General features: G+C 74.0%; 21 protein-coding genes. 13 read left to right on the forward strand and 8 right to left on the reverse strand.

Features of this window, described 5'->3' with window-relative positions:
- Positions 1–10 precede the first annotated feature (10 nt).
- Entirely contained in the window at positions 11–2,488 is a 2,478-nt protein-coding gene (locus tag ACF08D_RS19070) for a right-handed parallel beta-helix repeat-containing protein (RefSeq protein WP_392223876.1), read from the forward strand.
- Here the strand turns inward: ACF08D_RS19070 and ACF08D_RS19075 are convergent.
- Positions 2,458–4,941, reverse strand: a complete 2,484-nt coding sequence (locus ACF08D_RS19075) for a hypothetical protein (protein WP_392223877.1) — start codon at positions 4,939–4,941, stop codon at positions 2,458–2,460. The two genes, ACF08D_RS19070 and ACF08D_RS19075, sit on opposite strands and share 31 nt — an antisense overlap.
- 186 nt (positions 4,942–5,127) lie before the next feature.
- Between ACF08D_RS19075 and ACF08D_RS19080 the strand changes: the two genes are divergently transcribed.
- The 3 genes from ACF08D_RS19080 to ACF08D_RS19090 all read left to right on the forward strand — a co-directional run bounded on the left by ACF08D_RS19080 (position 5,128) and on the right by ACF08D_RS19090 (position 7,281).
- Entirely contained in the window at positions 5,128–5,958 is an 831-nt protein-coding gene (locus ACF08D_RS19080; protein ID WP_392223878.1) for a DeoR/GlpR family DNA-binding transcription regulator, read from the forward strand.
- 161 nt (positions 5,959–6,119) lie between these two features.
- A complete protein-coding gene (locus ACF08D_RS19085) occupies positions 6,120–6,575 on the forward strand; it encodes an SRPBCC family protein (RefSeq protein WP_392223879.1) in 456 nt (151 codons plus the stop codon).
- Positions 6,576–6,792: 217 nt separating this feature from the next.
- Positions 6,793–7,281, forward strand: coding sequence for an SRPBCC family protein (locus ACF08D_RS19090; RefSeq protein ID WP_392223880.1), 489 nt, complete (start codon positions 6,793–6,795; stop codon positions 7,279–7,281).
- Positions 7,282–7,341: 60 nt separating this feature from the next.
- Here the strand turns inward: ACF08D_RS19090 and ACF08D_RS19095 are convergent, their stop codons facing one another.
- The gene (locus tag ACF08D_RS19095; RefSeq protein WP_392223881.1) at positions 7,342–8,484 is read right to left on the reverse strand and encodes a PLP-dependent cysteine synthase family protein; all 1,143 of its coding nucleotides are present in this window, start codon (positions 8,482–8,484) and stop codon (positions 7,342–7,344) included.
- A gap of 273 nt (positions 8,485–8,757) precedes the next feature.
- Between ACF08D_RS19095 and ACF08D_RS19100 the strand changes: the two genes are divergently transcribed.
- The 3 genes from ACF08D_RS19100 to ACF08D_RS19110 all read left to right on the forward strand — a co-directional run bounded on the left by ACF08D_RS19100 (position 8,758) and on the right by ACF08D_RS19110 (position 10,277).
- Positions 8,758–9,108: a hypothetical protein gene (locus tag ACF08D_RS19100; RefSeq protein ID WP_392223882.1), complete on the forward strand. Its 351-nt coding sequence runs from the start codon at positions 8,758–8,760 to the stop codon at positions 9,106–9,108.
- Positions 9,109–9,331: 223 nt separating this feature from the next.
- Positions 9,332–9,874 (forward strand): ATP-binding protein, encoded by a 543-nt coding sequence (locus ACF08D_RS19105; RefSeq protein WP_392223883.1) that lies wholly within the window; start codon positions 9,332–9,334, stop codon positions 9,872–9,874.
- 100 nt (positions 9,875–9,974) lie between these two features.
- Positions 9,975–10,277, forward strand: coding sequence for a mycoredoxin (locus ACF08D_RS19110; RefSeq protein ID WP_392223884.1), 303 nt, complete (start codon positions 9,975–9,977; stop codon positions 10,275–10,277).
- A 52-nt stretch (positions 10,278–10,329) separates the two neighbouring features.
- Here ACF08D_RS19110 and ACF08D_RS19115 read toward each other — a convergent pair whose 3' ends face one another.
- Positions 10,330–11,556, reverse strand: coding sequence for an ROK family protein (locus ACF08D_RS19115; RefSeq protein ID WP_392223885.1), 1,227 nt, complete (start codon positions 11,554–11,556; stop codon positions 10,330–10,332).
- A 260-nt stretch (positions 11,557–11,816) separates the two neighbouring features.
- On the opposite strand from ACF08D_RS19115, the gene ACF08D_RS19120 reads away from it, so the two are divergent.
- The 5 genes from ACF08D_RS19120 to ACF08D_RS19140 all read left to right on the forward strand — a co-directional run bounded on the left by ACF08D_RS19120 (position 11,817) and on the right by ACF08D_RS19140 (position 15,463).
- Positions 11,817–12,497 carry an endonuclease gene (locus tag ACF08D_RS19120; protein ID WP_392223886.1) on the forward strand — a complete coding sequence of 227 codons (681 nt, stop codon included), beginning with the start codon at positions 11,817–11,819 and terminating at the stop codon, positions 12,495–12,497.
- Entirely contained in the window at positions 12,494–12,730 is a 237-nt protein-coding gene (locus ACF08D_RS19125; protein WP_392223887.1) for a hypothetical protein, read from the forward strand. Before ACF08D_RS19120 ends, ACF08D_RS19125 begins: the two co-directional genes overlap by 4 nt.
- A gap of 259 nt (positions 12,731–12,989) precedes the next feature.
- Complete coding sequence (locus ACF08D_RS19130) at positions 12,990–14,339, forward strand: MFS transporter (RefSeq protein ID WP_392223888.1); 1,350 nt, start codon at positions 12,990–12,992, stop codon at positions 14,337–14,339.
- The gene (locus tag ACF08D_RS19135; RefSeq protein ID WP_392223889.1) at positions 14,326–15,093 is read left to right on the forward strand and encodes a maleylpyruvate isomerase family mycothiol-dependent enzyme; all 768 of its coding nucleotides are present in this window, start codon (positions 14,326–14,328) and stop codon (positions 15,091–15,093) included. Before ACF08D_RS19130 ends, ACF08D_RS19135 begins: the two co-directional genes overlap by 14 nt.
- A 91-nt stretch (positions 15,094–15,184) precedes the next feature.
- Entirely contained in the window at positions 15,185–15,463 is a 279-nt protein-coding gene (locus ACF08D_RS19140; RefSeq protein WP_392223890.1) for a DUF6332 family protein, read from the forward strand.
- 101 nt (positions 15,464–15,564) lie between these two features.
- Here the strand turns inward: ACF08D_RS19140 and ACF08D_RS19145 are convergent, their stop codons facing one another.
- The 5 genes from ACF08D_RS19145 to ACF08D_RS19165 all read right to left on the reverse strand — a co-directional run bounded on the left by ACF08D_RS19145 (position 15,565) and on the right by ACF08D_RS19165 (position 21,128).
- Positions 15,565–16,740 carry a GDSL-type esterase/lipase family protein gene (locus ACF08D_RS19145; RefSeq protein WP_392223891.1) on the reverse strand — a complete coding sequence of 392 codons (1,176 nt, stop codon included), beginning with the start codon at positions 16,738–16,740 and terminating at the stop codon, positions 15,565–15,567.
- Entirely contained in the window at positions 16,737–17,324 is a 588-nt protein-coding gene (locus tag ACF08D_RS19150) for a TetR/AcrR family transcriptional regulator (RefSeq protein ID WP_392223892.1), read from the reverse strand. Before ACF08D_RS19150 ends, ACF08D_RS19145 begins: the two co-directional genes overlap by 4 nt.
- A 166-nt stretch (positions 17,325–17,490) precedes the next feature.
- Positions 17,491–17,880 carry a VOC family protein gene (locus ACF08D_RS19155; protein ID WP_392223893.1) on the reverse strand — a complete coding sequence of 130 codons (390 nt, stop codon included), beginning with the start codon at positions 17,878–17,880 and terminating at the stop codon, positions 17,491–17,493.
- 164 nt (positions 17,881–18,044) lie between these two features.
- Complete coding sequence (locus ACF08D_RS19160; protein WP_392223894.1) at positions 18,045–20,387, reverse strand: macro domain-containing protein; 2,343 nt, start codon at positions 20,385–20,387, stop codon at positions 18,045–18,047.
- Positions 20,388–20,525: 138 nt separating this feature from the next.
- Positions 20,526–21,128 (reverse strand): hypothetical protein, encoded by a 603-nt coding sequence (locus ACF08D_RS19165; protein ID WP_392223895.1) that lies wholly within the window; start codon positions 21,126–21,128, stop codon positions 20,526–20,528.
- Between the two features lie 438 nt (positions 21,129–21,566).
- Here ACF08D_RS19165 and ACF08D_RS19170 point away from each other — a divergent pair, with 438 nt between their 5' ends.
- Positions 21,567–22,850 (forward strand): hypothetical protein, encoded by a 1,284-nt coding sequence (locus ACF08D_RS19170; protein WP_392223896.1) that lies wholly within the window; start codon positions 21,567–21,569, stop codon positions 22,848–22,850.
- Positions 22,851–22,955 lie beyond the last annotated feature (105 nt).

The following is a 22,955-nucleotide window of genomic DNA, read 5'->3' on the forward strand; positions in this document are numbered from 1 at the left end:
GAGCAGCACCATGGCACAGGGCACGGTCCAGGTGACGCACACCGGCACATCGCGGTGGCGGCGCCGCACGGGCGAGTACGCCTCCCTCGCCGCGGCCCTGGAGGCCGCCGGTGACGGCGACGTCCTGACCATCGCCCCCGGCACGTACCGGGAGAACCTGGTCCTCCAGCGGGCGGTGACGCTGCGTGGCGCGGAGGGCGCGGTCGGCTCGGTGCGGATCGCGCCCGCCGACGGGGTGCCGCTGACCGTGCGCGCCTCGGCGACCGTCCAGGACCTGCACGTGGAGGGCCAGGACACCTCGGCGCCGGCCCTGCTCGTCGAGGACGGCACCCCGGAGCTGCTGGACCTGCGGATCGTGACCCGCTCGGCGGCCGGGCTGGAGGTGCGGGGCGCGGCGCGGCCCACGGTCCGGCGCTGCACGGTCGACAATCCGGCCGGGGTGGGGATCGGCGTACTGGACGGCGCGGGCGGGGTGTTCGAGGAGTGCGAGGTGGTCGCCGCCGGACAGTCCGGGGTCTCGGTGCGCGGCGGCGCGCATCCGCGGCTGGAGCGCTGCCGGGTGCACCACTCCTCGGGCGCGGGTCTGTCCGTGACGGGCGAGGGCAGCGGCCTTGAGGCCATCGGCTGCGAGGTGTACGAGATCAAGGGCAGCGGCGTCCATGTCTCCGCGCGGGCCGCGGCCCATCTGACCGACTCGTCCGTGCACCGGACGACCGCCGACGGGATCACCCTCGACACGGACGCGGTGCTGACCCTGTCGGACTGCGACATCCACGACATCCCGGAGAACGCCGTGGACCTGCGGTCCCGTTCGGTGCTGACGCTGACGCGCTCGGCGGTGCGCCGGTTCGGCCGCAACGGCCTGTCGGTGTGGGACCCGGGCACCCGCGTGGACGCCAACCAGTGCGAGATCCACGACAGTACGGGCGACTATCCGGCGGTCTGGGTGAGCGACGGCGCGACGGCCGTCCTCGACTCGTGCCGGGTCCACGACGTGCCGGACGCGCTGTTCGTCCTCGACCGGGGCTCCCGGGTCGACGTGGTGGACAGCGACCTGTCGCAGGTGCGGAACACGGCGGTGTCCGTGAGCGACGGCGCCACGGCGCAGCTGGACGACTGCCGTGTCCGCGAGGCGTCCACCGGTGCCTGGTTCCGCGACCACGGCAGCGGCGGCACTCTCAACAACTGCACCGTCGACTCGGTGCAGACGGGGGTGATCGTGACCAAGGGCGCCGATCCGGTGATCGAGCGGTGCACCATCACCTCGCCGACCGAGGCGGGCGTCTATGTGTCGGCGGAGGGCCGCGGCACGTTCCACGGCTGCCGGGTGACCGCGAGCGGCGGGTACGGCTTCCATGTCATGGACGGCTGCCGTACGACGCTGCGGCGGTGCCGGACCGAGCGGTGCGCGCGGGGCGGGTACGAGTTCGGCGAGGACGGGCCGGTGGCCGAGGACTGCACGGGGGACGACAGCGGTGTCCTGACGGCCCGGGCCGGAGCGCCGGTCCCGGCCGCTCCGGTGTCGGTCGGCGGGCTGCTGGGGCCGGTGTCCAGCGTACCGTCCGCTCCACCGGTCGTGCCGTCGCCGGCGGCGCCGCAGGGCGCGGCGGGTGCCCGCACCGCGGTCGTCCCGGCCCCCGCCGCCCCTCCGGCGGCGGTGGAGGGGCCCGTGGCGGCGCGTACCGCCGAGGAGGTGCTCGGCGAACTCGACGCGCTGGTGGGGCTGGACAGCGTCAAGCGGGAGGTCCGCACCCTCACCAACATGATCGAGGTGGGCAGGAGGCGGCGGGAGGCCGGGCTGAAGGCCGCGTCCGTCCGGCGCCATCTGGTCTTCACGGGCTCCCCCGGTACGGGCAAGACGACCGTGGCCCGGCTGTACGGGGAGATCCTGGCGTCCCTGGGGGTGCTGGAGCGCGGGCACCTGGTCGAGGTGTCCCGGGTGGACCTGGTCGGTGAGCACATCGGCTCCACCGCGATCCGCACCCAGGAGGCGTTCGACCGGGCGCGCGGCGGGGTGCTGTTCATCGACGAGGCGTACGCGCTGTCGCCGGAGGACTCGGGCCGGGACTTCGGCCGGGAGGCGATCGACACGCTGGTGAAGCTGATGGAGGACCACCGGGAAGCGGTCGTGGTGATCGTCGCCGGGTACACGGCGGAGATGGAGCGGTTCCTCACCGTCAACCCGGGTGTGGCGTCCCGCTTCTCCCGGACGATCACCTTCAACGACTATGTGCCGGGTGAGCTGTTGCGGATCGTGGAGCAGCAGGCGGAGGAGCACGAGTACCGGCTGGCGGCGGGCACGGCGGAGGCGCTGCGGAAGTACTTCACCGAGCTGCCCAAGGGGCCTGCCTTCGGCAACGGCCGTACTGCGCGGCGGACGTTCGAGTCGATGGTGGAGCGGCACGCGGGCCGGGTCGCCGGGCTCACCGAGATGAGCACCGACGACCTGACCCTGCTCTACCCGGAGGACCTGCCCGAGCTGCCCTGAGCGTCCGCCGCCCCCGTGTGCGGTGTTCCGCCGCCGGGCACCGCCCTGGGGGCGGGCAGCGGCAGGGCGGGCGGGAGCCGGTTCAGCAGGACGGTGCGCTCCTTGGCGAACACCGGGTCGGCCTGGTAGTCGCCGTGGCCGCGGATCGGTTCGGGCAGCGGGTGCTCATGGGTGCGGCCGTAGACGACCGGGTCGCGCAGGGCCCGGTGGTCGACCTCCGGTTTGCCGGCCTCCGGGGGGAGGTTGACCGGGCCGCCGATCGGGTCGGTGCGCCGCCACAGGTTGCGCCAGCAGTGCACCTCGCGGTGGAGCGCGCCCAGCGGGCCCGGCCCGAAGTAGGCGGGGAACCACCGGCCGTAGAGCCGTTCCAGGGGCGAGCCGTAGGTGAGCAGCGCGACCCGGCGGCGGGTGCCCGCGGGGAGCTGCCAGACGGCCGCCGCGGCGAGGACGCTTCCCTGGGAGTGCCCGGAGATGACCAGGCGCCCGCCGGTGCGGCCGGTCCAGGAGGACATGCGCCAGGCGAGGTCGGGCACGGCCCGTTCGGCGTAGCAGGGCGGGGCGAAGGGGTGGGCGGCGCGCGGCCAGAAGGTGCCGACGTCCCAGAGGATGCCGATGGTGCGGCGGGCGGAGGCGTCCTTGTAGGCGCGGCGGCCCCAGGTGACGAACAGTATGCAGCCGAGCCCGATCAGCCAGGAGCCGAGCGCCTGGGCCGCTTCGGCGGCGCTCCGCACGAACGGGTGCCCGCCGTCGAAGGCCCGTCCGGGCACCTGCCCGCTGGCCCAGGCGCCGGCGAGGGCGCCGGCCCCGAGGAGCAGGGTCGCCCCGGAGACGATGCCGACGATGCCGGGCGCCGCGTCGGTGAGGGCGGCGCGGGCCCGGGTGGCGGCGATGCGGCGGGTACGGACGGTGTCGGGCTTCTCGCCCTCGTACTCGGCCTCCACGACGGGCGCCAGGCGGCGGGCGGCGAGCGCCGTGCGGACGGCGAGGACGGCGAGCGGCACGAGGAGCAGGAGCAGCAGTACGGGGATGACGGACGCCTGCCAGCTGAGCAGGACGGGCGGGCCGATGGGGGCGTCGCCGGTGCCCGGGGTGGCCGGGCCGTCCAGCCAGTCGGCGACGCGCTGGGCGACGCCGCCGCTCATCACCCCGCCGAGGGCGCAGGCGAGCATCGCCGTGGCGGGGCCGCCGAGTCCGTACAGGACGGTACGGGTGTGGGGGGCGCGCCGGTTCAGCCGGAGCGCGACGGCGGCGAGGGCCAGGACGAGGAGCCCCTGGGCGAGGACGATCACGCTGAAGGTGGTGTCTCCGGGGAGGGTGCCCGCCGAGCGCCAGCCGGGGCGGGACCAGCCGGCGTAGAGCACCGCGAGGGCGAGGAGGGCGATCGAGGCGCCGGGCAGCCAGGTGACGGCGGCGCGGTCGAGCCGGTTGTCGAGGCGCCGCTCGCTGCGGCCCCGGCGGCACACGACCCAGGTCACGGCCACCGCCCCGAGTAACAGCAGGGCCTCCAGGGCCCATCCGGCGGCCTCGCGCACGGCACCGGGGGCGCCCCGGTCGTGGCGTGCGGCCGCCCCGCCGACGGCCGCCGCGACGGTGAGGAGCCCCGCGGCGGTGTGCGCGGCCCGCAGCCGGGCGACGAGCCGGCGGCCGTACCAGAAGCCGGGCCGGCCGAGCGCGGGCCTCAGGAGCCGGTCGGGGGAGCCGTCGCCGTCCACCCCGCCCCGGGGCGGGCGCTGGGCCTCGTAGGCGCTCCAGGTGCGGTTCGACAGGTACCACAGGAGCGTGACCAGGGCGGTGGGTACGAGGGCGGCGAGCGCGAGCCGGCGTCCGGGCTGGGACCACCAGCCGCCCTCGGCGGCGGACATGAAGCCGAGCCAGGCCCGCTCCCCGGCGCAGCGGGCGGAGCCGGCGCACTGCCAGGCGGTGAGGTCGAGGGCGACCTCGCAGGCGGCGGCGGTGAGCAGCACGGTCAGGCTGAGGGCGATGAGCCGGACGAGCACGCCGTAGAGCCGTACGGCGGCCCGGGGGTGCTCGTTGGAGGAGGTCTCGTCGGGGTCGGGGTCGGGGTCGCCGTCGGGGCCGGTGCCGGTGCCCGGGGTCGGAACGGGAGCGGGCCCGGGGCCCGGGGGCGGCGCGGCGGGCGGGCGCATCCAGTGGGCGAGGTTGACGACCATGAAGGGCAGGAGCAGCAGCCACAGGGCGCGGGATCCGTTGCCGGAGGTGAGGTTGCACCAGCAGTACGCCTCGGGGACGGGCCGCCCGTCGGCGAACCGCTCCGGGTCCTTCTCGGCGTACTGGTCGTCGGTGCGCCGGTACATCGCCGCCGTCTCGTCACCGGTCACCCGGACGGTGCGGGGGTCGTCGAGCATCTGCTCGGGCGTGGTGCCGCCGACGCCGTGGACCAGCAGTTCCAGCGCGGCGCCGGGGCGCGGAGGCTCCGGGGTGTCAGGGGGCACGTCGTCCTCCCTCTCAGGGGTCGTGGCGGGCGGGGGCGCGTGACCGGACCCGACCAGGATCGTGGACGGCGGCGGCGACCGGCAGGGTTCTCACCGAATCTCCCCCGGTCTGTCGCCGTCCGGCCCGTGGCAGGATGATGGGCCTTGGCCAGCGGGTGTGACGACAGGGAAGGACCGGCCCTTTCGGTGAGCGACAACCAGAACCTCCTCGCGGAGCAGCGGCGCGCCTTGATCCTCGACGAGGTGAGGCGGCGCGGCGGGGTGCGGGTCAATGAGCTCACCCGCAGACTCAACGTCTCGGACATGACCGTCCGCAGGGACCTGGACGCGCTGGCCCGGCAGGGCGTGATCGAGAAGGTGCACGGCGGTGCGGTGCCGCTGGCCGAGGCGAGCACCCATGAGCCGGGTTTCGAGGCCAAGTCGTCGCTGGAGCAGGGCGCCAAGGAGGACATCGCGCGGGCCGCGGCGGCGATGGCGGCGCCGGGCAGCGCGATCGCCCTGTCCGGCGGTACGACGACGTACGCGCTGGCGCAGCAGCTGCTGGACGTGCCGGACCTGACGGTGGTGACCAACTCGGTGCGGGTCGCCGACGTCTTCCACACGGCGCAGCGCTCCGCCGCGGGCGGTTCCCCGCGCGCGGGGGCGGCGACGGTGGTGCTGACGGGGGGCGTGCGGACGCCCTCGGACTCGCTGGTGGGGCCGGTGGCCGACCAGGCGATCCGGTCGCTCCACTTCGACGTGCTGTTCCTGGGGGTGCACGGCATCTCGGTGGAGGCGGGCCTGTCCACGCCGAACCTGGCGGAGGCGGAGACCAACCGTCGTTTCATCCGTTCGGCACGGCGTGTGGTGGTCGTGGCGGACCACACCAAGTGGGGCACGGTGGGCCTGAGTTCCTTCGCCCGGCTGGACGAGGTCGAGGCCCTGGTCACGGACCGCGGTCTCTCCGACGGGGTACGGGCGGAGATGACCGAGCACCTGCCGGGCCTGGTGGTGGCGGGCGAGGACGACACGGTCTGACGGCCGTCGCCGTCCACGGGGGCGGCCGGGGTGGCCGGGGCGGGTCTGCGGGTGCGGACACGGGTCGGCCGGGTCGAGGGGCGGCTGGGGGCGGCCTGGAGTGTTCCGGGCGTTGTCCACAGGTGCGGTGCGCCGGCGTCCGGGCGGCCTACGATCGGCGCATGGCTCTGATCCGTATCGTCCGCGACGCACCGATGCCGGCCACCGAGGCGTGGCGCCGGGTCACCGACTGGCCGGCGCACGCGGCGCTGGTCCCGCTGACCAGGGCCACGGAGGTGAGCCCGGGGCCGGTGCGGGCGGGGAGCCGGTTCACGATGCGTACGGGTGTCGGTCGGGCCGGGTTCGACGACCCCATGGAGGTGGTGCGCTGTGAGCCTCCCGGGGCGGGCGCGGCCGGTGGGGCGGGCGCCGGGACGTGCCGCCTGGAGAAGCGGGGCCGGGTGGTCATGGGGTGGGCCGAGATCGAGGTGCGGGAGACGGCGCCCGGGTCGGTCCGGGTGACATGGACGGAGGAGGTACGCGTACGGGGGGTGCCCCGGGTGTGCGACGGGCTGGTGGCGCGGGCGGGGCGGTGGATGTTCGGGCGGGCCCTGTCCGGCCTCCTTGCGGACAACTGACTGGGCGCCAGTTAGGGTGTGGGGCCCAGGTGGCCGCCGCCGGAGCACGCCCCCGGGCGAACGGACCGCCCGGCGCGAGGACGGACGGCCGGGCGGACGGGCCGCTCGGCGCGAGGACGGACGGACCCGCTCGCCCGGCACGGGGAGGACCGGTCGGGCCGATCGGTGGGGCACACCTGGCGAGACCGGATCCCTTCGTCTGCTGGAGGTACGGAACATGGCACGCCGACTGCGCCCCGTGGGGCTCGACTTCCTGATATCCGCTCCGCTGCGCCTGGTCCATACCTCGGAGCTGGCGGCGACGCCGGCGGCGGTGTACCGGGCGCTGGCCGACGACGTGCCCGGCACGCCCTCGTGGTGGCCGGCGGTCACGGCCGCCCGGCCGACCGCGGGCGGGGCCGGCCGGGAGGTGCGGCTGCGCGGCGGGCTGGTGTTCCAGGAGCGCATCCTGGTGTCGGACGCCGGGGAGCGCTACGCGTACCGCGTGGAGGAGGCCAACGCCCCCGGTCTGCGCGCCCTGATGGAGGAGTGGCTGCTCACCCCCGCACCGGCGGGCCCGGGCACCCGGGTGCGGTGGACGATGGCGGTCGACGCCGCCGCCCCGCTGCGCACCCTGCTGCGGGCGGCCCGGCCGGGGGTGGTCCGCTCGGTGCGGGACGCGCTGCGCGAACTGGACCGCAGACTGGCCGCGTCACCGGCCCCATGAGCCGGCGACGCGGCCGGTGACGCGGCCCGTACGGGCGGGTGGCCCGCCGTACCGGGCCGGTCAGGCGGGCCAGGCGCCGGTGCGGAGGAACTCGTTGATGGTCGCGCTGTAGGGGGTGATGTCGAGCCCCTGCTCGGCGAGCCAGGCGTTGGAGTAGTACTTGTCGAGGTAGCGGTCGCCGGGGTCGCAGATCAGCGTCACCACACTGCCCCTGCGCCCCTCCGCCACCATCTCGGCGACGATCTTCAGCGCGCTCCACAGCCCGGTCCCGGTCGAGCCGCCCGCCTTGCGTCCGATGGCGTTCTCCAGGGCCCGTACGGCGGCCACGCTGGCGGCGTCGGGGACCTTCATCATCCGGTCGATGGCGCCGGGCACGAAGCTCGGCTCCATCCGGGGCCGCCCGATGCCCTCGATGCGTGAGCCGCAGTCGCTGGCGGCGTCGGGGTCGCCGGTGGTCCAGCCCTCGAAGAAGCAGGAGTTCTCCGGGTCGGGGACGCAGACACGGGTGTCGTACATCATGTAGTGGACGTAGCGGGCGATGGTCGCCGAGGTGCCGCCGGTGCCGGCGGTGGCGACGATCCAGGCGGGCTCCGGATAGCGTTCGAGCCGGAGCTGCTGGTAGATCGACTCGGCGATGTTGTTGTTGCCGCGCCAGTCGGTGGCCCGCTCCGCGTAGGTGAACTGGTCCATGTAGTGGCCGCCGGTGGCGGCGGCGAGGGCGGCGGACTCCTCGTACATGGTGCGGGAGTCGTCGACGAAGTGGCACGTGCCGCCGTGGAATTCAATGAGCCGGATCTTCTCGGCGCTGGTGGTGCGCGGCATGACGGCGATGAACGGCACCCCGACGAGGCTCGCGAAGTACGCCTCGGAGACGGCGGTCGAGCCGCTGGACGCCTCGATGACGGGACGGTCCGGACGGATCCAGCCATTGCAGAGCCCGTAGAGGAACAGGGAGCGCGCCAGGCGGTGCTTCAGGCTGCCGGTGGGGTGGGTCGACTCGTCCTTGAGGTAGAGGTCGATGCCCCACCGCTCGGGCAGCGGGAAGCGCAGGAGGTGGGTGTCGGCGGACCGGTTGGCGTCGGCCTGCACCTTGCGGACGGCGTCCTTCAGCCAGGCGCGGTACGCGGGGTCGCTGCGGTCCACGTCGACCGTCCGGGCCGGGCCGGCCGCCCCTGTCTGCCCTGTGTGTTCGATGGTGCTCACGCGCCGCTCCTCGTCCGTTCGTCCCCGGCTCCCCCACCTCGAACATACCTCCCTCACCTGGGCAAACGATGACTTTGACGACCCATAGGGAACGCTTGCAGGCCCGCCCCGGGGAGCCGGGGGCGCATCGGCCGGTAGTGCGCGGCGCAGGGGGCGCAGCGCGCGGCGCGGTGCGGGACGCGGGGGGCGCATCCCGCCACGGACCCTGGCGCGGTCGCGGACTGTTGTGCAGACTGACCGGCATAAACCTGCGCGAAGGGGGCTGGGTGCGTGATGGCCGAGGCAGATTTCAGTGCCACCGGCGTACGGATCGAACAGTGGCCGCGTTCGCTGACCCGGGCGGGCGAGGTGCTCATCAAGGACGGTCGGCTGGACCTGCTGACCAGCTATGGACGGGTGATCGACAGCGCGCCGGTGCGGACGGTCAGGGCGAGCCGCCCGTGGTTCGCGGGGCGCGAGGACGCGATGGTGGCGACACTCAACGGCACGCGGTACCGGCTCACGATGGGCCGGGACGGCCGTGAGCCGGACAGGGCGCCGACCGCCGTGGCGGGCAGGCTGCTGGATGCCGTACGCCGGGCCCACGACGGCGAGGGCGACGAGGACCGTCACCGGCGGCGCTGACCGGCAGCCGACCGACAGCAGCCCCAGGGCGGGGACTCAGGAACCGGTGCGGCTCGTGTGCCGCGAGTTGCGCAGTGGTCACCTGTGGTCCACGCTGGACTGACATCACTACCCAGGGTGCACCGGCGGTGACGCTGCGATCCAGCCCGCCGGACCAAGAGCCAGCCAACTACTGGATCCGATCTCCGTCTTCTTCCGGACCTCATTTCGGGGAGTCGCAGCCGTGATCAGCCAGGTAAGCAGGCAGTGCACGGTAGAGCTCCATGCCCTGCCGTCGCGGATCGGTCAGGTCCGCAGAATCGTTTCGGCGCAGTTGCGCTACTGGAATCTCGACAGTCTGATCGAGAAAGCCGCGCTCGGTGTCACCGAGCTCCTGACGAACGTCCACCAGCACGCCCAGCCGGACAAGGTGTGCACCGTCGAGATCGAGCTGCTGCTCGACCGGCTGACGGTCTCGGTGCACGACCACGACCCGCGCCTTCCGGCGGTCAACCTCTCTGATCCGATGGCCACTTCGGGCCGCGGACTCGCCCTCATCGAGGCGTTCAGCGAGAGCTGGGGCGCCCGGCCGCAGGGCGAGAGCGGGAAGGTCGTCTGGTTCACCCTTCCGGCGCCCACGAGCACACCCCTGCCCATACCGCCGCTTCCCGTGTACGGGGCCGCCACCACCGGCCCGTTCACCAACACCGTGCCCTTCGGGGACACCATGGAGGCGGCGGACGCCATCCGCGAACGTGCCGTCGCCCGGCCGGCCGTGGCGGGCTGACCGGGTCCGGCCCCGGCGGGCCGGCCGTCCACCGCCGCGCGTCTCACGTGTGCACGCGCGCGTACCCGGCGCTTACGTCGCCCGCAGTACGCTCACCGGGGTGGAGCGGTGGAGAGGCGCGGCGGCGGAGGGTCCGATGGGCGAGGAGCGCGAGGGCGTCGTGGTGTACTGGCGGCCCGGCTGCCCGTACTGCATGAAGCTGCGGCTCCAACTGCGGTGCACGGGGCTGCGGTACACCGAGGTGAACATCTGGAAGGACCCCGAGGCGGCGGCGTACGTCCGCTCCGTCGCCGGCGGCAACGAGACCGTGCCGACGGTGAGCGTCGCGGGCACGGCGCTGGTGAACCCGTCGCTGCGGCGCCTGCTGCGCACGGTGCGGAGCGAGGCCCCGCACCTGCTGTAGGGCGCCTGCAGAGCGCACCCGGCGGGCACGCCCGTGGCGGTGCCGGTGCCGCTCAGGCGGCGGTGCGGACCAGGGCGGAGAGCGGGTCGTCCAGCACCGGCTGCCAGGCCAGTTCGGCGGCGCCGGCGAGGCTGTTGTGGTCCAGGGTGCAGCCGAGGATCGGTACGCCGCCGCTGCGGCCCCACAGGCTGCGGTCGGCGACCACGGCGCGGAGCCGTTCGGGGTCGGCGGTGAGCAGCTCGCGGTGCAGGCCGCCGAGGATGATGCGGTCGGGGTTGAGGATGTTGACCAGCCCGGCCAGCCCCAGTCCGAGCCGGTCGATGAGTTCGGCAGTGGCCGCGCGGACGCCGGGGTCCCCGGGGTGGTCGCGCAGCAGGTCGCGGCACTGCTGGAGCAGCGACACCTCGGGCCCGGGCTCGCGGCCCGCGGCGGTGAGGAAGGCCAGCGGGTCGGCCTCCACGTCCAGGCAGCCGCGGCCGCCGCAGTAGCAGGGGCGGCCCTCGGGGTTCACGGTGAGGTGGCCGACCTCCAGTGCCAGGCCGGAGCTGCCGGTGTGCAGGCGCCCGTCGAGGACGAGGGCGCCGCCCACGCCCCGGTGCCCGGTGGCCACGCACAGCAGGTGCTGGGCGCCGCGGCCGGCGCCGTGCCGGTGCTCGGCCAGCGCGGCGAGGTTGACGTCGTTGCCGGTGAAGGCGGGGCCGTCGATGCCAGCCTCCCGGACGAGCGCGGCGAAGACGTCGCGGACCGGCGCCCCGGCGGGCCAGGCGAGGTGGAGCGGGTTGAGCGCGGTCCCGTCGGGCTCGGCCACCGCCGAGGGGACGGCCAGCCCGGCGCCCACGCAGCGGCGCCCGCTCTCGCGCAGCAGGGCGGCGCCCGCGTCGACGACGGCCGCGAGGACCTGGGCCGGGTCGGCGGTGACCGTCATGGAGCCGGGCGCGGTGGCCACGACCCGGCCGCCGAGGCCGACCAGGGCGGCGCGGAAGCCGTCGGCGTGGATCTGGGCGGCGAGCGCGACCGGGCCGTTCTCCTCGACGGTGAGGCGGTGCGAGGGCCGGCCCTGGGACCCGGCCCCGGCGCCGGGGCGGGAGTCGACGCGGATCAGCCCGAGGGCCTCCAGCTCGGCGGCGACGGCGCCGGCGGTGGCGCGGGTGACGCCCAGTTCGGCGGTGAGCACGGCACGGGTGGGCGCGCGCCCGGTGTGCACCAGTTCCAGCGCGGGTCCGAGCGCGCTGCGGCCCCGGTCCAGCCGGGAGCGGGTCGTGGTCGCCTTGCCGTTCATGGGGGCGAGTCTCCCATGATCCCGGGGGCCCGCCCGCCCCGTGGTGCTGTTTCGGCCGGTCCGTGACGGGTACTGCGGGCGGCAGGGTCGCCGAGGCGGGCCGAGGCCGTACCGGGTGCCGTGACCGGTGCCGTGCCCACGGCCGGAAGGGGCGTACGGACAGGGCGTACGGACAGGGCGTACGGACAGCGACGTACCGCGAGGACGCAGGCAGCGACGGACGGACGGGGGCCGTATCGCGCGAGGCTCCGGGAGGTTCCATGGCGCGAGCGGACAGCGACCACAGGGCGACCGTGCGGGCCCTGCTGGACGCCGAGGGCCGTACGTACGCGGAGGAGGCCGGCATCCGCCTGAAGGACACGCCCCAGCCGCTGTACCAGGTGTTCGTCCTGGCCCATCTGCTGAGCGCCCGGATCCGGGCGGACATCGCGGTGGCGGCGGCCCGCGCCCTGTTCGACGCGGGCATGCGGGACGCGCGGCACATGCGGGACGCCACGTGGCAGCAGCGGGTGGACGCGCTCGGCGAGGGCGGCTACCGGCGGTACGACGAACGGACGTCGACCCAGCTGGGCGACGCCGCCGACCTGCTGCTCGACACGTACGGCGGTGACCTGCGGCGGCTCCGCGAGAAGGCCGGCGGGGACGCGGACCGGCTGCGGTCGCTGCTCCGGGAGGCGCCGGGGATCGGGCCGGCCGGGGCGGACATCTTCCTGCGCGAGGTGCAGGGTGCATGGCCGGAGTTCGCGCCGCACTTCGACGACAAGACCCTGAAGGGGGCGAAGCGGCTGGGCCTTCCGGCGGACCCGGAGGCGCTGGCCGGCCTGGTGCGGAAGGAGGATCTGCCCGCCCTGGCGGCCGCCCTGGTGCGCGCCGCGCTGGACGGGCACGTGGCCGACGACGTCCGTAAGACGGCCGACGAGACACAGGGAGGATCCGGATGAGCACCCCCGACCGCGGCGCACTGCCGCTGCCCGACTACGACGAGCTGACCGTGGGCACACTGGAGCACCGCATCCGGGAGCTGGGCGTACCGGAACTCGACCAGCTGCTGCACTACGAGCACGAGCACGCCGACCGCGCGATGGTCGTCCAGGTCCTGACCGCCCGGAAGCGGCAGATCGACGCGGGCGCCCCGCTGTCCGGCGGCAAGCCGAAGGGCGACCGCGACCGCTGACCCCGCGCTTCCACCACACCGGCACCCGGCCCGCCTCATCCGCGGGCCGGGTGCCGGGTGCCCACGCGCGCGTGGCGCGCGCATTCGGTGTCCCGGGTGCGGCGTCATGCGTCCGGCGTCCCGGATGCGCGCGTCCCGGATGCGGCGTTACGCGTCCGGCGTCCCCGATGCGCGCGTCCCGGGTGCGGCGTCCCGGATGCGGCGGAGGTCACCGTTCCGGTGGTTGAGAGGGCCCCTTCCCGCCCTCTATCCTGAATTTGTGCCGCTACTGAACAAACTCCGGACGCTCGCCGCTCGGGGAGGGTCCGGCAAGGACACGCCCGCCCGCCCCCTGGCCCGCCTCCGTACCGCCCTGACCCTGTTCTTCGCCCTCGACGGCTTCCTGTTCGCCGGATGGGTCGTCCGCATCCCGGCCATCAAGGAGCAGACCGGCGCCTCCGCCGGCGACCTCGGCCTCGCCCTCCTCGGCGTCTCGGCCGGGGCGGTGGTGACCATGACGCTCACCGGCCGCCTGTGCCGGCGCTTCGGCAGCCATCCGGTGACGGTCGCGTCGGCGGTGCTGCTCAGCCTGAGCATCGCCCTGCCGCCGCTGACCCACTCCGCGCTCGCGCTCGGCCTGGTGCTGCTGGTGTTCGGCACCGCGTACGGCGGCATCAACGTGGCCATGAACAGCGCGGCCGTCGACCTGGTGACCGCACTGCGCCGCCCGGTGATGCCGAGCTTCCACGCCGCCTTCAGCCTCGGCGGCATGCTCGGCGCCGGGCTCGGCGGCCTGGTGGCGGGCGGTGTCACACCCACCGCGCACCTGCTCGGCCTGACCGTCGCCGGCCTGCTGCTCACGGCGGTCGCCGGACCCGTACTCCTGCGCTACCCCTCCCCCGCCGCCCCGGTGGCAGCGCCCACCGGGGAGCGCCGGGCGCCGGGCCGGCTCGACGGCCGGTCGCGCCGGCTCGTCACCGTCTTCGGGGTGATCGCGCTCTGCACCGCGTACGGCGAGGGGGCGCTGGCCGACTGGGGGGCGCTCCACCTGGAGCAGGACCTGGGCGCCCACCCGGGCGTGGCCGCCGCCGGCTACTCGGCCTTCGCCCTGGCCATGACCGCCGGGCGGCTGTCCGGTACGACGATGCTGGAGCGGCTCGGCCAGACCCGCACGCTCGTCGCGGGCGGGTCCACCGCCGCGGCGGGCATGCTGCTGGGCGCGCTGGCCCCGACGGTCTGGCTCGCTCTCCTGGGCTTCGCCGTGACCGGGCTGGGGCTGGCGAACATCTTCCCGGTCGCCGTCGCCCGGGCGGGCGCGGTGGCCGGTCCGGCGGGTGTGGCCGCGGCCTCGACCCTGGGGTACGGCGGCATGCTGCTGGGCCCGCCGGCGATCGGCTTCCTCGCGGACTGGTTCTCCCTGCCGGTGGCGCTGACGACCGTCGCGGTCCTGGCCGCGGGCGCCGCGCTGATCGGGTACGCGGCCGGCCGCGCCCCCACCGAGCACGGGACCGTACGGGAGCCGGGCGCACCGGTCGGTCCGGCGACGCCGTCCGCGCGGCCGGGAGCGGTCGCCGCGACGGGGTCCCGGGAGGCGGCGCGGCTGGCAGAATCACGCCATGGAGATCGCTGAGCACATCAAGTCACTGGCCGCCGAAGGCCAGTTGCTCGCCGACGCGGCCGAGCGGGCGGGGACGGGGGCACCGGTGCCCACCTGCCCGGGCTGGCACGTCAGGGACCTCGTACGGCACACGGGCATGGTCCACCGGTGGGCGACCGCCTTCGTCGCGGAGGGGTACACGTCCTACCGCCCCGCCGCGGGTGAACCCGACCTGGACGGCGCCGAGTTGCTCGGCTGGTTCCGCGAGGGGCACGGCCGCCTGGTGGCCGCGCTGACCGAGGCGCCGGACGCGCTGGAGTGCTGGGCGTTCCTTCCGGCGCCGTCACCGCGCGCCTTCTGGGCCCGGCGCCAGGCGCACGAGACGGCGGTGCACCGGGTGGACGCGCAGGCGGCGCTGGGGGACGACGTGGTGCCCGAGGTCCCGGCCGCGTTCGCCGCGGACGGGATCGACGAGCTGCTGTGCGGGATGCACGCCCGGGACAGGAGCCGGGTGCGTACGACGGAGCCCGCCGTGCTGCGCGTACGGCCGACGGACACCGGCGACGTCTGGACCGTACGGCTGTCGGACCGGGCTCCGCGCGCGGACCGGACGACGGAGGCGGACGGGGACCTCGCGGGGGAGGCGGCGGACTGCGAGCTGAGCGGGCCGGCCGCCGCGCTCTATCTGACGCTCTGGAACCGGTTGCCGCTCGACGCGGTGACCGTGTCCGGCGACCCGCGCCCGGCCCGGCTGTGGCGGGAGACGTCGGGCATCACCTGGTCGTAGCCCGCGGCGGCGCGTCCCGGCCGGCGTGGAGGGCGGCGCGCCGCCCGGGCAACTCCTTGTCCCCGGGCGGCGCTTGGGTGAGACTCGCCCCATGGGGAAGCGTACGCAGGCGGAGCGGGACGCCATCACGGTCGAGATCGGGTTCGCGCTGGTGACCGGGGTCCTGCTCGCGGCCCTGCTGTTCGCGGTGTGCGCCGCGCCCGTGTGGGTCCTTGCGCTGGAGGGTGACACGGAGCGCGGGGTGCTCGGCGCGGCCTGCGCGGTGGCGGGTGCGGGTTTCCTGTTCCGTGTGGTGCGGGTGTTGTGGCGGTTCAGTACGGCGGCGCCGGCCCGGACGGGGCAGCCGGGGGGCGCGGGCCCCGACGCGTAGGGCATCGGAGCCGGGGTCCCGACGCGTGGGGCATCGGGAGCCGGGGGTCCCAACGCGGCTCATCGGGGCCGGGGGTCCCGACGCGTGGGCCGGGCGGTGGGTCAGCCGTGCGGCACGGGGGCGGGGGCGAAGGGGCCGCCGGGGCCGAGGACCTGCTGGGCGAAGCGTTCGCCCATGCGCCGGTGCGTGGCGGCGTCGGGGTGGAGCGCGTCGGGCAGCGGCAGTTCGGCGGCGTCCGGCTCGCCGTAGAGGGTGCGGCCGTCCAGGTGGTGCAGGTGCGGGTCGTCGGCGGAGCGCTGTGCGACGATCCTGGCCAGCTCCTCCCGGATCGTGCGCAGGGTCAGCTTGCCCTGCGCCCGCTCCGCGGGGTCGCCCGTCGCGGTGTAGCGCAGCCGCCCGGCGGCGAGTTCGGTGGTGTCCATGGCGCTGGGCCCCGGCGTGTCCTCGTGCATGGGGCACAGGATCGGGGAGACGACCAGCAGCGGTGTCGTGGGGTGGCCGTCGCGGATGGTGTCGAGGAAGCCGTGGACGGCCGGGGTGAAGGCGCGCATGCGCATGACGTCGGTGTTGACCAGGTTGATGCCCAGCTTGACGCTGATCAGGTCGGCGGGTGTGTCGCGTATGGCGCGGGCGGTGAACGGGTCGAGCAGGGCGCTGCCGCTGAGGCCGAGGTTGATCAGTTCCACTCCGCCGAGGGAGGCGGCGAGCGCGGGCCAGGTGGTGGAGGGGCTCGCGGCGTCGGAGCCGTGGCTGATGGAGCTGCCGTGGTGCAGCCAGGTCCGGCGGCCGTGGTCCGCCGCCGGCTGGACGGCGGCGTCGGTGCGCAGGGTGAGCAGCTCGGTGGTCTCGTTGTGCGGGAGCCAGATCTCGATGTCCTTGAGGTGGCCGGGCAGGCCGTCGAAGCGGAGGGTGCCGGCCGGGCCGGGCCGGTGCTCGGTGTGTCCGGTGGCCAGGTCGATGGTGAGGGTGTTGCCGCAGGGGACGCTGCCCCGGCCGGCCGGGAGTCCGTCCACGACCAGGTCGTAGACGCCGTCGGGGCGCGGCGGGGCGCCCGGGTAGACCCGTTTGGTGGGCCGCGTCTCCAGCTCGACGGTGGTGGCCCGGGTGCGGAACACCACGCGTACGCCGGAGGGTTGGGACTCGGCCATGGCGAGCTGTCCGTCGGTGTTGTGCGCGCGGGCGCGGGCGGGCAGCCGGTGCGGCCGTATGCCGTGGTCGGTGTGCTCGACGTCGAGGGCGCCGCGCAGCAGCTCCGCGGTGACGGGGGTGGTGATCATGATGCGGTGGTCCTCGGGGTCGTGGGCCAGTTGCGGAGGGTGGCGTCGACGGCGTCGAGGATCCGTTCCCAGCTCTCCTGGGAGCCGGGGGCGCTGTGGCTGAACCCGCCCGCCAGCTCCAGGGCGATGTAGCCGTGGAAGACGCTGCCGAGCAGCCGCACCGCGTGGGTCCGGTCCGGTTCCGCCAGGTCGTAGCCGCGCAGGACGGCCCGGGACATCTCGGCGTGCCGGCCGCCCGCGCTCGCTGCGGCGGTCTCGGGGTCGAGCCGAAGGCGGGTGGCGGCGTAGCGGCCGGGGTGCTCGTGGGCGTAGTCGCGGTAGACGTCGGCGAGGGCCGTGAGGGCGTCCTTGCCGGCGCGGCCCGCCAGCGCGTGCGCGGCCCGGTCGGCGAGTTCCTCCAGGGCGAGCAGGGCGATACGCGTCCTGAGGTCGTCGGAGCTTCTGACGTGCGAGTAGAGGCTGGCGGCCTTGACACCGAAGCGCCGGGCGAGCGCCGACACGGTCACCTGCTCGAACCCGGCCTCGTCGGCCAGCTCGGCACCCGCCGCGGCCAGCCGGCCGGCGGACAGTCCTGCGCGCACCATGGCATCCCTTTCGTCTCGGCCGTCGTCGACTCAGCTCATGGTGCACTTCCCTACACCCTTTAGGCAAATAGTTATGGCCTATAGCCACTGACTGCCGAGCACCGGCGGCCGGGGGCCGCACCCCGGGCTGAGGTGCGGCCCTCGGCCACTCGGGCCGGTGCGGGTGTTACGAGGTCCAGCCGCCGTACGGCACGGTGATCAGTTCCATGGCGTGGCCCGCCGGGTCCATGAAGTACACACCGCGTCCGCCGTCGTGGTGGTTGATCGCGCCGGGCTGCCGCCGGTGCGGGTCGGCATAGTGCTCGATGCCGCGCTCGCGGATCCGCGCGTACGCCGCGTCGAACTCCTCCTCGGAGACGAGGAAGGCGTAGTGCTGCATGGCGATGTGTTCCGCGGGGATCGTGGCGAAGTCCAGCGTGACGCCGTTGCTCAGGCCGACCGCGATGAACGGGCCCCACTCCGCGGTGATCTCGAGTCCCAGCAGATCCGCGAAGAACTGGGCGGATTCCCGGTTGTCCCGGGCGTGGACGATCGTGTGGTTCAACTCGACTGACAAGGAATGCCTCCGAGGGCACTTCCCGACACCTCCATGCCTCACCCAGCCGGCGACCGACACGCGATGTCCTGAGTGATCTTAGACGCTGCCGCCCCCGGAGTCATCAGGTGGCGGGGGCGGAGCCGTGCCCGCCGGACGCGGGTGCCGCCCCGGCCGACGGGCGGTCAGGACACCAGGGGAGCCTCCTCCGCCTCGGTCAGCCTGACCGTGCAGAGGCCGCCGCGCTCGGTCTTGACGTCGGTCACCCGGAGCTGCGTGCCCGGCGCCAGGATGTACTCCTCCTCCCCGGTGAAGGCGGAGAAGCTGCGGATCCCCACCGCCCGCGCGGGGGTCACCTCGAAGAGCGTGCGCTTCCCGCGGCTGCCGAGGAACGCCTTGGCGACGCCCAGCTCCGAGGTGCACGAGGAGACGCCCCACCAGGTGACCGTCCGTCCCACCGGGTACTGGGCGCGCAGGTCCAGGGCCACGCCGCGCCAGAGCGGTCGGGTCTGGGCGGGCAGGCCCGCGACCGCCGAGAACAGCAGCCGCAGGTACGGGAGGTAGGGCACGGCCTCGGTCCGGTCCGGGGAGCGGAGGACGGCGTTGATCCGGCGGTAGAAGGCGGACTCGCAGGTGTAGAGGTGGAGTGCGGCGATCGCGTCGGCGGACAGGCCGCCGGCCGGTTCGTCGGCCCGTCGCTTGCCGAACTCGTGGGACCGGTCGATGTGCGGATGGAGCCCGGGCAGGACGCCGGTGACGGGGGCGAGGGCGTCGTGGAAGTCCATCAGGGGTGTGTCGAAGACCCCGGTGATGGCCGGCAGGACGAGCCCCTCGTCCTTGACGCTGGTGAGCCGCTCCAAGTAGAGCTGGTGCAGCTCCATGGTCGACGCGATGAACGCGCCCATCCGCGCGGCGACTTCGCCTCCCCCGCCTCCGGCACCGGTCGGCTGCGTGTTCCACCCCTTGCTCGGCAGCCAGTCGATCTCGTCGGCGCCCAGCGATGCCAGGGCCGCGTTGACGGTGGCGAAGTGGTCGCCCTCGCAGAAGAGGTCGCCCTGGGCCGCCGGATTGGCGTGGTCGATGTGGCGGACGTCGACACCGGGGTACTTCTGCTGGATCCGGAGGACGATCTTCTTCAGGTTGCGGGCGTGGGCGCCCCACCAGGCGAAGACGACACCGCGGTCCTCCTCGCCGGCCTCCTGCTTGGCCTTGAGGATCTCCTCGACGACCCGTTCGGCCACGGGCTGCCAGAACGCGGTGTGCCGGTCGGTGCGCATCGCGCCGTCGGCGCTGGCGGTGAGCGAGGCGTTCAGCAGCAGCACGCCCTGCGTGAGCATCGCCTGGAACCACTCCGGCGGCTGGACCGTGTCGCGCTCCTTCAGCAGCGCCCGGATGTCGGCGATGGGGGTCTTCTTGGCGATGCCGTACTTCCACATCGCCGCCGCCTTGATGAGGCAGCGGACGCTGACGACCCTCCCGAACTGGCTGTCCTGCCAGTCGTTGAAGGTGTTGTCGAACATCGCTATGCCCGTGGCGCTCTCCGGGCGCGGGTACGCGTTCTGGCCGAAGACCACGACCTTCCACTTGTGCGGCGGGTTGGGCTTGAGCGCCTGGAAGGTCAGTTCGCGGACCGGGACGACTTCGGGGCTGCGGCTCGGGCCGATGAACTCCGCGGCGTTCGGCTGCGCATCGATGACGGGCTTCAGCAGCGGAAGCCACGGCTCGCCGCCGCCCTCGAAGAGGCCGGTGAGGCCGAGCGGATCGTTCGCGCCGGGCTGGGCCGGGGTGGTGGGGCTCGTGTCGTTCATGGGGGCGGGGCTCCCGGTCGTGGTGGCGGAGAGGTGGGTCTGGTCCGGCGCGGGAGGCTGCCCGGGCGGCGGCACGATGCGTACCCGCTCGGTGTCCGGCGCCTGCTCGATGCCGCCCCGCTGCGCCTGGATGGTGGCCCTCAGCTCGTCGTCGTCCTGGAACCAGTGGTCGTGGAAGAGCGTGTAGCCGGTCCACATCAGGTTGGCGCAGATCCGGGCGGGCACGCGGCCGGTCTGTGCGCCGAGTCCGACCAGCGCCAGGGAGCGGATGCTGCCGGGGGCGCGGCGGTTCTGCCGGTGGACGGCCTGGAACGCGGCGGCACACGCCATGGCCACGTTCAGGGTGTCGCTGACGTTCTCGGAGGACCGCACCATGGTCGGTGTCGATATCAGGTACCGCGGGACGGTCGCTCCGGTCGGTACGCACACGGCGCTGCCCACCGGGAGGCTGCCGCCGAACCGGTCCCGGATCGCCCGCTGCACCCGCGCCTGGATGCCCGACCCGAGGTGCCGCTTGATGACGGCGTCGACGCCACCGTCCATCCGGCCGCGGGAGTTGGTGGGGGTCACCCAGGCGTCGACGTCCTCGTCGAGGATCGAGCCCCGGCGGATCTCGACCGCGGGCGTGTCGGCGAACGCGGCCCGCCACGCCTCCACTACGCGCTCGTTGACGTCGGTCAGCACCACCCTGAGCGCGGGCACCACAAAGTCGTCGGTCATCGTCCACTCCTGTCGGGCAGCGGTCCTTCCACCACCCCGGACGCTATCCGCCGCCACTGACAACGGCGTTCGGGCGGAGCCGGTGGGGCTTACGCCGCCGCCGACTCGTCAACAACGCCCAGGCCTGCGGCCGATGGCTCAGCGCGACAGGCGCGTCAGGCGCGGCAGCCGTCCGCCGCCACCGCCGCTGAGCGAGATCCTCGCCCGTGCCACGAAGTTCGCGAGCGCGGTCTCGACAGCGGCCTGGGCGTCCGTCGCCCTCCGGGGATCCGCCGGGAGCAGGGTGTCGTCGCCCTGGTCGTCGGGTCGGCCCGCGGCGGCGAGGACGGACGCCAGCTCCTCCGCATGCTCCGCGAGCAGCCGCGCGTAGTGGGCCAGTTCCCCCGGCGCCTCCAGCTCCACGAGCGTCGCCGCCGCCGTGACCTCCTCGCAGTCGGTCGACTCCCGGGTGATCAGCGCGCTGTACTGGGCGACGGCGGCGGCATCGAGAAGGTCGTCCTCCTCCTCGGGTGTCGCGCCGAAGCTCCGCCGCACGTTCTCGTCCAGGGCCACCGCCGCAGGTACCGCGCCCCGGACCGCCTTCAGATAGCGGCGGGCGGCACGGATGAGGTCGCTGTACGCGGACTGCTGATGCCCTCGGCGTACGGACTCGACCGCCGCACGCGCCTGCCGCGCGGCGCCGAGATAGGCGCCCACGATCGCGACGACGGCCACGACGGTGGTGATGATCTGTGCGTCCATGCCGGCATGGTGCCCCGCAGCGGGGCACCCCGGGGCCGGTTCCCCCGAATCGCCCGGCGGGTGGCGGCTGGCGGGTGGCGGCGTGGAGTGCCGCCGCCACCCGGGGGTGGCTAAGGCGAACGCGGATCAGCCCGGAGACCTCATGAGGCGATCACGATTCAGTCTTCTTGAGCCGCGCCGCCGGCTCTTGAAGGCCGACAGCCGACCCGGCGAGCAGGGCTGCGAGATCTGCATGCAGGCAGTGTGACAAGCCGGCCGCCGCGGACCGGACCGGACCGCTCCTGCCGACTTCGGCCGGACGCGTCCGGTTGTCCTCTGCCGCTGGTCCTTCCGCTCTGACGCGGGCGTGGGCCTGTGGCGTACAGGTGAAGGGCTGTGCCGTGCCACTGCTATTCTCGCACGGGATTTCGAATGTCGAAGTGACTGACGGGGTGGCAAGTGAGAAAGCGGTTCTTCGTGTTCGGCGGCACAGCGATGGCCGTGCTCATAGCGGTTCCCGCGGCAGCCGCCCCGCTGCCTCAGCCACCGCTGGTGCACCTGAACGTCACGGGCGACCACTACGCACTGACCGAGAAGACGAACCCGTACCAGACTCCGCCTGCTGCCGAGTACACGCCCGTGGGGATCAACGGAGCGCTGTCCGGCACGGATCGCACCGCGATGCTGGGAAGCGGCGATCCGGAGTGTGCGGCACGGGCTGACGCGCTGCCGCAGCCGACCGTGCCGACCAGCGCGGCGTACTGCTGGGACACCGTGATGCAGGGAAAGCAGGGCGCGGAGAACGCACACCTGATGCCCTGGGTGCCGCAGGGCCTCGCCACCTCCGGCGAAGCGCAGCTGAGCGGCATTCCCGTCACCGGCGAGAACCGTGCCGCGATAGCCAGTTGGACGTGGCAGAACACCAAGCAGGACCCGGTGACGGACCCCGGGAACCCTCCGCCGCCCAAGAAGGACTACCGCCACAACTCGGTGAAGCTGGCCTTCGTCAATCTGGACGACATGAAGTACCGCTTCGTGCTCCCTGTGTGGGTGGACGAAGCGGGCGTGCAACGGCGGATCTACGGGCATGGCGGCGGACTGGCCTGGTACGGACCGTACTTGTTCATGTCCAGCACCTCCAACTGGGAGGGACAGCCGGGCCCCGACGCGGGCAAGGCCGGCGTCCGCGTGTTCGACACCCGCAAGATCTACAAGAAGAAGGACGGAGGCGGCGGCGACTACCAGTACGTCCTGCCGGAGGTACGGCACTACGTCTCCGGCGGCGCCTCCTTCGACTACGTGTCGCTGGACCGCAACAGTGCGGGCGGCGCCAGCCTGGTCGGCGGCAACTACAAGTCTTCGTCGACTACGGGCAGTTATGCCGGCACCGAGGTCTACCGCTACCGGTTCGGCGACGACTACCGGCTGAACCGGACGCCTGTAGAGGGCTGGAAGTCCACCGCCCCCCAGAACGCCGGCGACGCGATCAGCGATGTCCAGGGGGTCCAGGCCAACGGCGACACGCTGTACTTCAACATGTCCAAGGGAACCGTGGCCAACCGCCGCTTCTCCACGGCCGGTGTCGGCGGGGCCACGGCGAACTGGACGCTCAAGGCACGCAAGGACTGGTCGTACCGCCCGCAGGACCTCTCCCTCTGGTACGCCACCAACGAGCTCTGGAGCCTCACCGAAGGCGAGGAGGACAGGGTCCTGTACTCGGTGAAGCTGGACGCCCTGAAATAACACGCGACATCAAGGGCCTGAAGCCGGAGCGCGGAAACGGGGGCCGTGGACTGCACGCCGACCAGCGCGTCTCCCTGGCACTCGTCGGTGAACTGAACGGAACCA

Source organism: Streptomyces sp. NPDC015131, from assembly GCF_043079975.1.
GTDB lineage: Bacteria > Actinomycetota > Actinomycetes > Streptomycetales > Streptomycetaceae > Streptomyces.

Coding starts and splice junctions, on each gene's coding strand:
- ACF08D_RS19090 (WP_392223880.1), top strand. CDS start 6,793: ATGGCACGCCGACTGCGCCCCGTGGGGCTCGACTTCCTGATATCCGCT.
- ACF08D_RS19145 (WP_392223891.1), bottom strand. CDS start 16,740: ATGATCACCACCCCCGTCACCGCGGAGCTGCTGCGCGGCGCCCTCGAC.
- ACF08D_RS19120 (WP_392223886.1), top strand. CDS start 11,817: ATGGCGCGAGCGGACAGCGACCACAGGGCGACCGTGCGGGCCCTGCTG.
- ACF08D_RS19100 (WP_392223882.1), top strand. CDS start 8,758: ATGGCCGAGGCAGATTTCAGTGCCACCGGCGTACGGATCGAACAGTGG.
- ACF08D_RS19160 (WP_392223894.1), bottom strand. CDS start 20,387: ATGACCGACGACTTTGTGGTGCCCGCGCTCAGGGTGGTGCTGACCGAC.
- ACF08D_RS19125 (WP_392223887.1), top strand. CDS start 12,494: ATGAGCACCCCCGACCGCGGCGCACTGCCGCTGCCCGACTACGACGAG.
- ACF08D_RS19070 (WP_392223876.1), top strand. CDS start 11: ATGGCACAGGGCACGGTCCAGGTGACGCACACCGGCACATCGCGGTGG.
- ACF08D_RS19115 (WP_392223885.1), bottom strand. CDS start 11,556: ATGAACGGCAAGGCGACCACGACCCGCTCCCGGCTGGACCGGGGCCGC.
- ACF08D_RS19085 (WP_392223879.1), top strand. CDS start 6,120: ATGGCTCTGATCCGTATCGTCCGCGACGCACCGATGCCGGCCACCGAG.
- ACF08D_RS19165 (WP_392223895.1), bottom strand. CDS start 21,128: ATGGACGCACAGATCATCACCACCGTCGTGGCCGTCGTCGCGATCGTG.
- ACF08D_RS19140 (WP_392223890.1), top strand. CDS start 15,185: ATGGGGAAGCGTACGCAGGCGGAGCGGGACGCCATCACGGTCGAGATC.
- ACF08D_RS19135 (WP_392223889.1), top strand. CDS start 14,326: ATGGAGATCGCTGAGCACATCAAGTCACTGGCCGCCGAAGGCCAGTTG.
- ACF08D_RS19150 (WP_392223892.1), bottom strand. CDS start 17,324: ATGGTGCGCGCAGGACTGTCCGCCGGCCGGCTGGCCGCGGCGGGTGCC.